Genomic DNA, 12478 nt, shown 5'->3' on the forward strand with positions numbered 1-12478 from the left:
CCGGCTCACGTCCAGCGAACGGGCAGATGCGTGATCCCGTTGATGAAGTTCGACGTCAACCGGCGCGACTCGCCGTCCGGTTCCAGTCGGGGTAACCGGTCCAAAAGCTCGCGGAAGAACACCCGCAGCTGCAACCTGCCGAAGTGCGCGCCGAGGCACAGGTGCGGCCCCTGCCCGAAAGCCAGGTGATCGTTCGGCGAACGCGCCGGATCGAAACGGAACGGATCGTCGAACGCGCGCTCGTCGAAGTGCGCGGACGCGTGGTAGACGACGACTTTGTCGCCCTCGCGGATGCGCGTCCCACTCAACTCGGTGTCCCGGGAGGCCGTGCGCCGGAAGCTCAGCACCGGCGGGTGCCAGCGCAGCATCTCCTCCACCGCACCCGGCAGCAGCTCCGGGTCGGCCCGCACCCTCCGATACTGGTCGGGATGCTCCAACAGGGCCAGTACGCCGCCGGGAAGGGCACTGCGCACCGTGTCGTTACCCGCGATGACCACGAGGAAGAAGAACATGTTCAGCTCGGCGTCGTCCAGGCCACGCCCGTCCACCGAGGCGTTGACCAGCGCGGTCATCAGGTCGTCGCCGGGATGTGCGCGTTTGTACTCGGCGAGTTCCTGCGCGTAGGCGAACATGTCCTGCAACATCGCCGGGGAACGCGGGTTGAGCGGCTTTCCGCCCGCGTCCCGCACCACCTCGGCGTGTTCCGGATCCTGGTAGCCGATGACCCGGTTCGTCCACCGCAACAACAGTTCCCGGTCGTGCGGCGGCACGCCGAGCAACTCCGCGAGATTCGCCAGCGGGAAGTCGTCGGTCACCTCCGTCGGCAGGTCGCACCGTCCGCGCGGGGCGACCGCGTCGATCAGTCCCCTCGCGCGTTCGGCGACCTGCTCGGCCGAGCGTTCCAACCGCCGCCGGGTGAACACCGCGGCCACCACGCGGCGCAACCGCTGGTGTTCCGGAGCATCCATGTTCAGGATCATCCGCCGGACGAACGCCAGATCGTCGGTCTCCGGGTCGCGAATCTGGGTCGCGCCGAGCCACGAGGAGAAGACCTCGGGCGTTCGAAGCACGTGCCGGACATCCGCATACCGGGTGACGGCCCAATAGCCCGGACCAGCAGGCCAACCGAGCACCTCGTGCTCGTCCTGCCAGCTGACCGGGTCGGTGTCCCGCAACACCCGGAAACGCTCGTGCGGCAGCCCGGCGGCGAAGATCCTGGGATCGAAGACGTCGGCTGCGGTCATCAGTGCTCGGCGAGGAAGTTCTCGATCGAGGTCGCCAGCGCGACGGGCACTTCGTCGATCGCGTAGTGCCCGGCGTTGCGCATGACCTCCACTTCGAGGTTCGGATACCACTTGCCGAACGTCTTCCGGATCATCTCCTCGGGCATCGCCGGGTCGTGTTCGCCAAGGATGGTCTTGATGGGCACCGGGTTGCCATCGACCTCGTCCCGGAAGTCCGTCTTCGCCCAGGCCCGCAGGTGCCCGGCCACGGCGTGCGGCTCCGAATTGCGCACCGAATGTTCGACCACCTCGTCCAGCCACACACCGGTCAGCCGATTTCCCGTGGTGAAGTCGACGATGGCCCTGCGACTGCCGGGGTCTTCCGCGGCGCCGGAGAACAACTCCCACCCCTGCTCGTCGAACGGGACCCCGCTCGCGGGGACGGGCGCGACGCCGACCAGAGCACGCACCCGCTCGGGAGCGTCGACCAGCACCCGCTGCATGACGCTGCCACCCATCGAGTGCCCGACCAGGGAGAACCGGTCGAATCCGAGGTCATCGGCGGCCGCGAGCACGTCCCGCGCGGATTCGGCGATCGAGTAATCCCCCTCGACCGCTCGCCGGGATCCGTAGCCGCGGTAGTTCGGAAACGCGTAGCTGAATTCCGCTCCGTTCAGATGCGGCCGCAGTGCTCCCCAGCACGTCGCCGATCCGAACCAACCGTGCAAAGCGAGGACGGCGTGCGAACCGTTCCCAAAGCGCTCGTAGTCCTCGTCCGCCACGAAACCTCCCCGTGCTGCGCTCGCCGGTGCGAGCTGGCGATGGCACTGTGCGGGGTGATCGTGTCCCGGGGCACACTGCCTGTCAACGCGGGAGTGCGAGCGTGGCCGGTACTCGTCGGCACCGAACCGCGATCCCCGTATCAGTGACGAGCGTTTCGATCGCGGCATCCGGCCAAGCGGGGCCGCCCCAGTCGGCGGGAGTTCGGTGGCCGGCCGGGCCCCGGCCGGAGCTCACTTCCGGAACGAACGCTAGCCGTGGTCGCCGTTCGTCTGCGCCTTCGACTGCCGGTCGGTCGCGGCGTCCTGCTCCGCATCGGAACCTGCCTCACCCGGCCCGGAACTCCCGGAAGCAGCAGAGCTCGACTCCTCACCTGCTCCGTTTTGGCCTGATTCGGTATCGCCTGGTCCGGCGCTCGCGCCGTCGTCGGATATCGCGGACTGCGTGGGGTCCGATTCGTCCGCCGAAGTCGCGGAAGCTCCGCTTGCCCGCGCCGCCGCGAGGTCATGCTCATCCTCCTCGCCGGGCAACGGCTTGCCACGCAGCAACGAGGGTTCCTCGCGCTTGCCCCGGACGAACACCAGGTACAGCACCGCGAGCGCGAACACCGCCACCGACGTGAAGACGTTGATCCGCACGCCGAGCAGGTGGGTGGCTTCGTCGGTGCGCATCATCTCGATCCACAACCGGCCGAAGGTGTAGCCCGCCACGTAGAGGGCGAACACCTTGCCGTGCCCCATCCGGAACTTCCGGTCGGCGAGCACCACCACAGCGGCCACCAGGAGGTTCCACAGCAGCTCGTAGAGGAAGGTCGGGTGCACCACGGCGACCGGAGCGCTGTCCATCGCCACGCCCGCGATCGGATCGGCGAGACCGCTCTCCGGATCGACGCGGCGGTAGATTTCCAAGCCCCAGGGAAGATCCGTGGGGCCACCGTAGAGTTCCTGATTGAACCAGTTGCCGAGCCGCCCGATGGCCTGAGCGACCACCAAGCCCGGGGCTACCGCGTCGGCGAACGCCGGGAGCGGGACCTGACGCCGCCGGCAGCCGATCCACGCACCCACTGCACCGAGCGCGACCGCGCCCCAGATGCCGAGGCCGCCTTCCCACACCTTCAGTGCGTCCAGCGGGTTCCGGTCCGGACCGAAGTACTTGTGCCAGTCGGTCGCCACGTGGTACAGCCGACCACCGACGAGGCCGAACGGAACCGCGAACACGGCGATGTCGGTGACCGTGCCCTTGCGGCCGCCCCTGGCGACCCAGCGGCGATCCGACCACACGATGGCCACGATGACGCCCGCGATGATGCACAGCGCGTAAGCGCGCAACGGCACGGGGCCGAGATACCACACGCCCTGCGGGGGGCTCGGGATATTGGCCAGGAAACTCGTCGCCGAGGCGGTAACCGGGGCACTCACGGGGTCAACCGTATCCGGTTGCCCGCGGGCCGCGATGTCCGGTCGGGAAAACTCCCGATCTCGGGTGACACCACACCGGACGTCTCACCCGGGCCGTGGACGATCAGCGGGAACGAACGCCGCGAGCCAGCTCGGAAGCGAGCTCGCGAACACCCTCGACCCCGTCCTGCTCCGCGCGGGTCACGAAAGCCGATCCGACGATGACCCCATCGGCGAACGAAGCGACCTCGGCTGCTTGCCGACCGGACCGGACACCGAGCCCCACGCCCACCGGCAGGTCCGTGTAGGCACGAGTTCGCCGCACCAAACCGGCGGCCGCCTCACCGACGGAATCCCGCGCGCCGGTCACGCCCATCACCGAGGTGGCGTAGATGAATCCCGAAGCCGCCTTGGACGTCATTTCCAGTCGACGCTCGGTCGACGAAGGCGCCACCAGGAAGATCCGGTCCAGGCCGTGCTCGTCGGTCGCGGTCATCCACTCGTCGGCCTCGTCCGGAACCAGGTCGGGCGTGATCACGCCCAGACCACCCGCAGCCTTGAGGTCGCGGGCGAACGCGTCCGGACCGTAGCTGTGCACGGGGTTCCAGTAGGTCATCACCACGGCGTGTTTCCCCGCCGAGGAAATCGACGACACGACATCGAACAGGTCCCGCACCCGGAACCCGTTGCGCAGCGCCTTGTCGCTGGCCGCCTGGATGGTCGGCCCGTCGATCACGGGGTCCGAGAACGGGATGCCGACCTCGACGAGATCGCAGCCCGGCTCATCACCCGTGCCGGAGAGCATCGCGTCGAAGAGCTCCTTCGAACCCTCGACCGAGGGGTACCCGGCAGGCAGGTAACCGATCAGCGCGGCGCGGTTCTCAGCCCGGCAGGTAGCGAAAACCTCGTGCACGCTCACCGCGCCCGTCCTTCCTCGTCGTGCTCTTCGGCATCCTCGGGCACGAGCCCGAAGTACTTCGCGGCGGTGTCCATGTCCTTGTCGCCTCGCCCGGACAGGCTCACCACGATCAAACCTTCCGGCCCGAGCTCGCGACCGAGTTCGAGCACACCCGCCAGCGCGTGCGCCGACTCGATCGCCGGGATGATGCCTTCGGTGCGGGAGAGCAGTTGGAAGGCCTGCATGGCTTGGTCGTCGTCGACCGAGCGGTATTCGGCGCGACCCGAATCCTTCAGGTACGCGTGTTCGGGACCGACACCGGGGTAGTCGAGACCGGCCGAGATCGAGTACGCCTCGGCGATCTGGCCGTCGTCGTCCTGCAGCAGGTACGACCGGGCACCGTGCAGCGTCCCGGGCGTTCCGTGCGTGAGGGTGGCCCCGTGCTCACCACTGTCGACACCGTGACCGGCGGGTTCGAACCCGACGAGGCGGACGTCCGGATCGTCGATGAACCCGTGGAAGATGCCGATCGCGTTGGAGCCGCCACCCACGCAGGCAGCGACCGCGTCCGGCAGCCGGTCGGCCACCGCGAGCGACTGCTCGCGGGCCTCCTCGCCGATGATCTTGTGGTAGTTCCGGACCATGAGCGGGAACGGGTGGGCGCCCGCCGCGGTCCCCAGCAGGTAATGGGTATCGGCGACGTTGGCCACCCAGTCGCGCAGCGCCTCGTTGATCGCGTCCTTCAGCGTCGCCGAACCGTTCGCCACCGGGCGCACCTCGGCACCGAGCAACCGCATCCGGGCGACGTTCAGGGCCTGGCGCTTGGTGTCGACCTCGCCCATGTAGACGACGCACTCGAGCCCGAGCAGCGCACACGCGGTAGCCGTCGCGACCCCGTGCTGCCCGGCGCCGGTCTCGGCGATCACCCGGTGCTTGCCCATCCGCTTGACCAGCAACGCCTGACCCAGCACGTTGTTGATCTTGTGGGAGCCGGTGTGGTTGAGGTCCTCCCGCTTGAGCAGGATCCGCGCTCCACCCGCGTGCTCGCCGAACCGCTTCGCCTCGGTCAGCGGAGACGGCCTGCCCGCGTAGTCGCGGAGCAGGCCCGCCAGCTCGGCGACGTACTCGGGATCCTCCTGCGCCTTCTCGTACTCGGCGGCCAGCTCGTCCTGGGCCGCGATCAGCGCCTCCGGCATGAACCGGCCACCATACGGACCGAAGTGGCCGCGTTCGTCCGGGTCGTGCCCTTCCGGCACCGGCTTGCCGGGACGATGCGCGCGAGCGTTCTCCGCGGCCCCTACCTCGCGAACGACTGCCATGTTCCGCTCTCCCTCACCGGCTCGGACGCGGGCATGCCGGATGCGAACCGGCCGTGACCAGCTGCGTCACCGCAGCCCGCGGGTCATCACTGGTAACCAGGCCTTCACCCACCAGGACCGCGTCGGCCCCCGACCCCGCGTAGGCCATCAGGTCGCTGGGCCCGCGCACTCCGGACTCGGCGACCTTGACCACCTCGGCGGGCAGGCCCGGCGCGATCCGGCCGAAGACCTCGCGGTCCACTTCGAGCGTGTGCAGGTTGCGCGCGTTGATACCGATGACCTTGGCGCCGGCTTCCAGAGCGCGGTCCGCTTCCTCCGCCGTGTGCACCTCGACCAGCGCGGTCATGCCCAACGACTCCACCCGGTCCAACAACGCTTCCAGAGCGTTCTGCTCCAGGGCCGCGACGATCAGCAGCACCATGTCCGCACCGTGCGCCCTGGCCTCGTGCACCTGGTACGGGCTGACGATGAAGTCCTTCCGCAGCAGCGGAGCACTCACCTTGGCGCGAACCGCGTCGAAGTCGGCGAGCGAGCCGCCGAAGCGGCGCTGCTCGGTGAGCACGCTGATCACTCTGGCACCCGCAGCCGCATAACCGGCCGCCAGGTCCTCGGGCTCGGCGATGTCGGCCAGGTCGCCCTTGGACGGGCTGCGCCGCTTGACCTCGGCGATGACCCCGACCCCCGGCGCCTGCAGAATCCCGAGTGCGTCGTGCGGCGGCGGCGTGGCCGCCGAACGCTGTTTGATTTCGTCGAACGGAACCTGGGCTTCGCGGACCGCCAAGTCCTCACGAACACCCTCGACAATCGCTTCAAGAATGCTCACGCGAACACCTCACCGTGTGTATCTCGAACATCCCCGAACGAGTCGATGTCTGCGCAGATGAATTCATTGCGCTCGATCACGACACTCCCCTTCCCGCCGTGCCGGCCGCATCGCCGATGCTAAACCCGCCCGCACCGCGGCACGAGCAAGGGGTCGGTAGAACGTCCCAGCACAGAAAGGACCTTCGCCCCTTGCACGCCGTCGCGGCGGGTCTTCGAACTCGCTGTTCGGGCCGGCCTGCTCAGCGTTCCCGGTCGTCGGCGGTCGGGTCCGCACCGGCGTCCAGTGCCTCCCACAACGTCCGGTCCGGGTCTTTTGCCTGGTCCTCCCGCGCACGTGGTGCGGAGTACTTCGAACCCATCGCGGGCAACCGACGAGCGCGAATGGTGACCAGCACACCGGCCACGACCAGCACCAGACCGCCGACCGTCATCAACAACGGGCCGACCGGATTCACCGTGAGTTCCCCGACCGGTTCGCTTCCGGCCGGTCCCGCCCCGCGCCGGACGGACCAGCCGGTGCTCCACCCGTTAACCGATCGGGTGAGGACCAGGGCACCGGCGGCGGCGATCAGCAAGCCCACCGAACGCCGCAGCCACCCCCCGGTCGCCAGCACAGCGGCGATCGCGGCCAGCGTCAGCAGCGCGAACGGAACGAGCTCGGGACGCACGTCCGCCCCGGCCAGCTCGACCGCCGTCTCCCCGGACAGCTCGCCGCGAAATCGCTGCGCGGTCCAGCCCAACGCGCTGGCACTCCACAGCACCCCCGCCCCGGCCAGCAGTAGCAGGACGATGATCCCCAGCAGGCGCGGAGAGGTCCGGCGCGGCTCCTCAGATGCGTGCTCGGTCAACCCGTTCCTCCGTCGGCAGAGTGTTGCGGCCGGGCTCGCGCAACGTCCCGGCCGTCGCGACGGCGTTCAGCACCGCCCGAGCCTTGTTCATGCACTCCTCGTCCTCGGCGACCGGATCGGAGTCGGCCACGATCCCGCCACCTGCCTGCACGTACGCCTTGCCCGCGCGCACGAGGGCGGTACGGATGGCGATGGCGGTATCGGCGTTCCCGGCGAAGTCCAGATAACCCACCACACCGCCGTACTGCGCGCGGCGGGTCGGCTCGAGCTCCTCGATGATCCCCAGGGCACGCGGTTTCGGGGCGCCCGAAAGGGTCCCGGCGGGGAAGCACGCGGCGATCGCGTCGAACGCGGTCCGCCCTTCGGCCAGCTTGCCCGTGACCGTGGAGACGATGTGCATCACGTGGCTGTAGCGTTCGATCCGGAAGAAGTCGACCACGTGCACCGATCCCGGGCGGCACACCCTGCCGAGGTCGTTGCGGCCGAGGTCCACCAGCATGAGGTGTTCCGCGCGTTCCTTTTCGTCGTTGATGAGTTCCTTCCCCAGCAACGCGTCCTCGTCCTCGTCGCCACCACGCCACCGAGTGCCCGCGATCGGGTGAGTGGTCGCCTGCCCGTCGCGCACCGTGACCAGCGATTCGGGGCTCGAACCGACGATGTCGAAGGGTTCCCCGCCATCGGGAGCTTCGAGCCGCAGCAGGTACATGTACGGGCTCGGGTTGGTGGTGCGCAGCACCCGGTAGACATCGAGCGCGTCCGCCTCGGTCTCCATCTCGAAGCGCTGCGAGACGACCACCTGAAACGCCTCACCCGCCCGGATGGCCTCCTTCGCGTTTTCCACCGCGTCGTAGTGCTCTTGGGGCTTCCGGCGACGGGTGAAGTCCGGTTGCGTCCTGGCGAACGTGGCCACCGTCGGAGCGGCAGGCGTGCACAGCTGCTCGGTCATCTCGTCGAGGCGGCGCACCGCGTCGTCGTAGGCGGCATCCACGCGCTCCGGACTGTCGTCCCAGTTCACCGCGTTCGCGATCAGCGTGATCGTGCCCTCGTGGTGGTCCAGAGCAGCGAGGTCGGTGGCCAGCAGCATCACCATCTCGGGGATCTGCAGGTCGTCCTCGGTGAGGTCCGGGAGGCGTTCCATCCTGCGCACGCTGTCGTAGCCGAGGTAGCCGACCATCCCACCGGTCAGCGGTGGCATGCCGGGCAGCGGATCGGTGTGCAACAACCGGACGGTCTCGCGCAGCGCCTCCAGCGGATCGCCGCTCTCGGGCAACCCGACCGGCGGCGTGCCCGTCCACACCGCCTCTCCGTCCCGAACGGTGAGCGCAGCGGCGCTGCGGGCGCCGATGAACGACCATCGCGACCACGAACGCCCGTTCTCGGCGGACTCGAACAGGAACGTTCCCGTCCGGTTCTCCGCCAGTTTGCGGTACACCCCGAGAGGTGTCTCGTCATCCGCCAGCAGGCGACGCACGACCGGGATCACCCGGTGGTGCGCGGCAAGCGCGCGGAACTCCTCGCGTTCGAGATTGATGCTGCCGATGTCACCGACCATGACGTCATTGTGCCGCGCGGACGGCGGACGCTCGCGCGTGGTCTCTTTGCGCTCGGCAGCTCCGTGCGTGGAGGATGTTCGGGTGGGCGGTGGCATCGACGACTCGCGGGAGCCGAAACGGCGTGGACGTCGCCCGAACGGCACGGACACCAGAGCCATGCTGCTGGAGGCGGCCAGGACGGTGTTCATCGAACAGGGCTACGACGGCGCGACCGTGCGAGCGATCGCGACCAAAGCCGATGTGGACCCGGCCATGGTCAATCACTGGTTCGGCGGCAAGGAAGGACTGTTCACCGCCGCCATCTCCATCCCGATCGACCCGGCCGAGGTGATTCCCAAGCTGCTCGACGGGTCCACCGACGAGCTGGCCGAGCGCATCGTGCGCCAGTTCCTGACCGTGTGGGACACGGCGGGCGGCGACGAGTTCATCGCGCTGCTCCGCAGCGTCACCTCGAACGAGACGGCGACCGCGATGCTGCGCGATCTCGTCTCGCGGGTGCTGTTCGGCAAGCTGCTCGCCACCTTGCGCGCGGACGAACCCGAGTTGCGGGCGGCGCTCTGCGGGTCACAGATCGTGGGGCTCGGGATGATGCGCTACACTATCCGGCTGGAACCACTTGCCTCTGCCGACCGCGAGACGGTGGTCACCGCCATCGCACCGAGCCTGCAGCGCTACCTCACCGGTGATGTGACCGGCATCGGCGGCTGAGGGACGGATGACCGTCACCCGTCCGAGGCCAGCAGCACATCGGCGTCGAAGCAGGTGTCGTCGCCGGTGTGGCAGGCGGCGCCCTCCTGATCGACGATCAGCAGCACCGTGTCGCCGTCGCAGTCGAGCCGGACCTCGTGCACGTGCTGGGTGTGCCCGGAGCTCTCGCCCTTGACCCAGTACTTGCCCCGGCTGCGCGAGAAGTAGGTGCCCTTTCGAGTGGTTAAGGTCCGGTGCAGGGCTTCATCGTCCATCCAGGCCATCATGAGCACCTCGCCGGTGCCGCGCCGTTGCGCGATCGCCGCGACGAGGCCCACCTCGTTGCGCTTGAGCCGGTCGGCGATCGCCGGGTCCAGTCCGGTCCCGCTCATCGAACCGTGATCCCTTCCGCACGCATGGCGTGCTTGACCTCGCCGATCCGCAACTGTCCGAAGTGGAAAACGCTGGCGGCGAGGACCGCGTCGGCACCGGCGTGCACGGCGGGAGCGAAGTGCTCGACCTCCCCGGCACCACCGCTTGCGATCAGCGGAACCTCCACCACCTCGCGCACGGCGCGGATCATCTCCAGGTCGAAACCGGCCTTGGTCCCGTCCGCGTCCATCGAGTTCAGCAGGATCTCGCCCACGCCCAGTTCCTGCCCCCGACGAGCCCAGTCCACCGCGCAGATGCCGGTACCGCGCCGGCCACCGTGGGTGGTGACCTCGTACCCGGAAGGTGTCGGCTCACCGCCCTCCGGCACCCGCCTGGCGTCGACCGAGAGCACGACGCACTGGGCCCCGAACCGCCGGGAGGATTCCAGCAGGAGTTCGGGTCGGGAGATCGCGGCCGTGTTCAGGCTCACCTTGTCCGCGCCGGCGCGCAGCAGCCGGTCGATGTCCTCCGGGCTGCGCACGCCACCGCCGACGGTGAGCGGAATGAACACCTGTTCGGCGGTGCGACGCACCACGTCGAACGTCGTCTCCCGGTCCGACGAGGAGGCGGTGACGTCGAGGAAGGTCAGTTCGTCGGCGCCTTCCCCGTCGTAGACCTCGGCGAGTTCGACTGGGTCGCCCGCGTCGACGAGGTTGGTGAAGTTGACGCCCTTGACCACCCGCCCCTGGTCGACGTCCAGGCAGGGGATCACACGTACCGCGACAGCCATGCCTCCAGGGTAGAGGCGAGCCGCGGCAGCCGTGCGCACAGGCCGGACGATGCCCGCCAGGTGCGCGCGGCCGACGGGCGGTGTCCGGTGTTCCCCACCGCGCAGGGCGGGGACCTCCCTGCGCCGGTCCCGGTCAGCGAACCGCCGCGAGCGCCTCTTCGAGCGTGAAATTGCCCGCGTACAACGCCTTGCCGACGATCGACCCCTCCAGACCGACCGGTGCGAGCTTCGACAACGCGACCAGGTCATCCACACTGGACACTCCGCCGGAGGCGACCACCGGCGATTCGGTCCGCGAGCAGACTTCGCGCAGCAGCTCGACGTTCGGGCCGCGCAGCGTGCCGTCCTTGCTGACGTCGGTCACTACGTAGCGGCAGCACCCGGCCCGGTCCAACCGGTTCAGCACCTCCCAGAGGTCGCCGCCGTCCTTGGTCCATCCGCGAGCGGCGAGCCGGTGGCCCTCGTCGGTGATCCGGACGTCCAGACCCACGGCCACCCGGTCGCCGTATCGACCGACGACCTCGTCCGCCCACTCGGGGTTCTCCAGCGCGGCGGTACCGAGGTTCACGCGCCGGCAACCGGTGGCCAGCGCGGCTTCCAGCGAGTCGTCGTCGCGGATTCCACCGGAGAGCTCCACGTCGACATCCAACCGGGAAACCACGTCGGCGAGCAGCTCGCGGTTGGTGCCGCGACCGAACGCGGCATCGAGGTCGACGAGGTGGATCCACTCCGCCCCCGCCCGCTGCCAGGCCAGGGCCGCCTCCAGCGGATCTCCGTAAGAGGTCTCGGTACCGGCCGCGCCCTGCACGAGGCGGACCGCTTGTCCATCAGCAACGTCGACGGCGGGAAGAAGGGTGAAAGTCACGCGTCAACCCTACGAGACCACTCGTGGGCAGTGACCGGGTGGTCACGCACGTCACCCCAGCTCAGCGTCGGATCAGCCGTTCCGGCCGTCCTTGCCGGGGCGGGCGGCGGACACGATCGGAACGAGCACCACGAGGACCACGGCCAGCAGTACGAGCCAGGTGGGCACACCGGCTTGCACCAAGTAGGTCGCCGAGAACCCGGCGATCATCCCGATCACGAGCAGCAGGGCGATCAACCTCGACCCGCCACCCGGGCGCATCAGCCCGTGCCGTCGCGCGCTCACAGCGTGCCCAGCCAGTTGCGCAGCAGCCGCGCGCCCGCTTCACCGGACTTCTCCGGGTGGAACTGGGTGGCCATCAGAGCACCGTTCTCCACGGCGGCCACGAACGGCTCACCGTGCTCGGCCCACGTGACCCGTGCCGGAACGAGCGCCTCGGAGGGCGGTATCTCCCACTCGCGCACGGCGAAGGAGTGCACGAAGTAGAACCGGGTACCCGGCTCGATCCCGGCGAACAGCTCGGTTCCCTCCGGCGCCGAAACCTCGTTCCAACCCATGTGCGGCAACACGTCCGCCCGGAGCCGCTCGACAGTGCCGGGCCACTGCCCGCACCCGTCGGCCTGCACCCCGTGCTCGACACCGCCGTCGAACAGCACCTGCATTCCCACGCAGATGCCCAGCACCGGGCGGCCGCCCGCCAGCCGCCGATCGATGATCTTGTCACCGCCCGCGTCGAGCAGACCGGTCATGCACGCGGCGAACGCGCCGACACCGGGGACGACGAGACCGTCCGCTTCGGTCGCGGCGCGATGATCCGAGGTCACCTCGACGTCGGCGCCCGCACGCTCCAGCGCGCGTTCGGCGGAACGCAGGTTGCCTGATCCGTAGTCCAGTACGACGACTCGTGCCACGGCCCCAGAC

The 12478-nt window shown here is 69.1% G+C and carries 14 protein-coding genes; 1 reads left to right on the forward strand and 13 read right to left on the reverse strand.

Annotation, left to right across the window (positions count from 1 at the left end; all coding sequences use genetic code 11):
• Positions 1–5 precede the first annotated feature (5 nt).
• From ACYVAN_RS00105 to ACYVAN_RS00140, 8 genes are all read right to left on the reverse strand, one after another.
• Positions 6–1244, reverse strand: coding sequence for a cytochrome P450 (locus ACYVAN_RS00105; protein WP_460954208.1), 1239 nt, complete (start codon positions 1242–1244; stop codon positions 6–8).
• Positions 1244–2005, reverse strand: a complete 762-nt coding sequence (locus tag ACYVAN_RS00110; protein WP_460954210.1) for an alpha/beta fold hydrolase — start codon at positions 2003–2005, stop codon at positions 1244–1246. Before ACYVAN_RS00110 ends, ACYVAN_RS00105 begins: the two co-directional genes overlap by 1 nt.
• Before the next feature lie 249 nt (positions 2006–2254).
• Entirely contained in the window at positions 2255–3421 is a 1167-nt protein-coding gene (gene lgt / locus ACYVAN_RS00115; RefSeq protein WP_460954212.1) for a prolipoprotein diacylglyceryl transferase, read from the reverse strand.
• Positions 3422–3524: 103 nt separating this feature from the next.
• A complete protein-coding gene (trpA, locus tag ACYVAN_RS00120) occupies positions 3525–4319 on the reverse strand; it encodes a tryptophan synthase subunit alpha (protein ID WP_460954214.1) in 795 nt (264 codons plus the stop codon).
• Positions 4316–5617: a tryptophan synthase subunit beta gene (gene trpB / locus ACYVAN_RS00125; RefSeq protein WP_460954216.1), complete on the reverse strand. Its 1302-nt coding sequence runs from the start codon at positions 5615–5617 to the stop codon at positions 4316–4318. The genes trpA and trpB overlap by 4 nt, the downstream gene beginning before the upstream one ends.
• A gap of 13 nt (positions 5618–5630) precedes the next feature.
• Positions 5631–6440 (reverse strand): indole-3-glycerol phosphate synthase TrpC, encoded by an 810-nt coding sequence (trpC, locus tag ACYVAN_RS00130; RefSeq protein WP_460954217.1) that lies wholly within the window; start codon positions 6438–6440, stop codon positions 5631–5633.
• 241 nt (positions 6441–6681) lie between these two features.
• The gene (locus tag ACYVAN_RS00135; RefSeq protein ID WP_460954219.1) at positions 6682–7290 is read right to left on the reverse strand and encodes a Trp biosynthesis-associated membrane protein; all 609 of its coding nucleotides are present in this window, start codon (positions 7288–7290) and stop codon (positions 6682–6684) included.
• The gene (locus tag ACYVAN_RS00140; RefSeq protein WP_460954221.1) at positions 7271–8842 is read right to left on the reverse strand and encodes an anthranilate synthase component I; all 1572 of its coding nucleotides are present in this window, start codon (positions 8840–8842) and stop codon (positions 7271–7273) included. The genes ACYVAN_RS00135 and ACYVAN_RS00140 overlap by 20 nt, the downstream gene beginning before the upstream one ends.
• Before the next feature lie 82 nt (positions 8843–8924).
• On the opposite strand from ACYVAN_RS00140, the gene ACYVAN_RS00145 reads away from it, so the two are divergent.
• Positions 8925–9551: a TetR/AcrR family transcriptional regulator gene (locus ACYVAN_RS00145; RefSeq protein WP_460954223.1), complete on the forward strand. Its 627-nt coding sequence runs from the start codon at positions 8925–8927 to the stop codon at positions 9549–9551.
• Positions 9552–9565: 14 nt separating this feature from the next.
• On the opposite strand, the gene hisI is transcribed toward ACYVAN_RS00145, so the two are convergent.
• The 5 genes from hisI to hisH all read right to left on the reverse strand — a co-directional run bounded on the left by hisI (position 9566) and on the right by hisH (position 12468).
• Positions 9566–9922 carry a phosphoribosyl-AMP cyclohydrolase gene (hisI, locus tag ACYVAN_RS00150; RefSeq protein WP_460954225.1) on the reverse strand — a complete coding sequence of 119 codons (357 nt, stop codon included), beginning with the start codon at positions 9920–9922 and terminating at the stop codon, positions 9566–9568.
• Positions 9919–10692 (reverse strand): imidazole glycerol phosphate synthase subunit HisF, encoded by a 774-nt coding sequence (gene hisF / locus ACYVAN_RS00155; RefSeq protein WP_460954227.1) that lies wholly within the window; start codon positions 10690–10692, stop codon positions 9919–9921. The genes hisI and hisF overlap by 4 nt, the downstream gene beginning before the upstream one ends.
• Positions 10693–10825: 133 nt before the next feature.
• Positions 10826–11557, reverse strand: a complete 732-nt coding sequence (gene priA / locus ACYVAN_RS00160; protein ID WP_460954229.1) for a bifunctional 1-(5-phosphoribosyl)-5-((5-phosphoribosylamino)methylideneamino)imidazole-4-carboxamide isomerase/phosphoribosylanthranilate isomerase PriA — start codon at positions 11555–11557, stop codon at positions 10826–10828.
• A 72-nt stretch (positions 11558–11629) separates the two neighbouring features.
• A complete protein-coding gene (locus tag ACYVAN_RS00165) occupies positions 11630–11842 on the reverse strand; it encodes a hypothetical protein (protein ID WP_460954231.1) in 213 nt (70 codons plus the stop codon).
• A complete protein-coding gene (gene hisH, locus ACYVAN_RS00170) occupies positions 11839–12468 on the reverse strand; it encodes an imidazole glycerol phosphate synthase subunit HisH (RefSeq protein WP_460954233.1) in 630 nt (209 codons plus the stop codon). The genes ACYVAN_RS00165 and hisH overlap by 4 nt, the downstream gene beginning before the upstream one ends.
• Positions 12469–12478 lie beyond the last annotated feature (10 nt).

The organism is Parasphingorhabdus pacifica, assembly GCF_054779195.1.

Coding starts and splice junctions, on each gene's coding strand:
- ACYVAN_RS00105 (WP_460954208.1), bottom strand. CDS start 1,244: ATGACCGCAGCCGACGTCTTCGATCCCAGGATCTTCGCCGCCGGGCTG.
- trpB (WP_460954216.1), bottom strand. CDS start 5,617: ATGGCAGTCGTTCGCGAGGTAGGGGCCGCGGAGAACGCTCGCGCGCAT.
- ACYVAN_RS00140 (WP_460954221.1), bottom strand. CDS start 8,842: ATGGTCGGTGACATCGGCAGCATCAATCTCGAACGCGAGGAGTTCCGC.
- hisI (WP_460954225.1), bottom strand. CDS start 9,922: ATGAGCGGGACCGGACTGGACCCGGCGATCGCCGACCGGCTCAAGCGC.
- hisF (WP_460954227.1), bottom strand. CDS start 10,692: ATGGCTGTCGCGGTACGTGTGATCCCCTGCCTGGACGTCGACCAGGGG.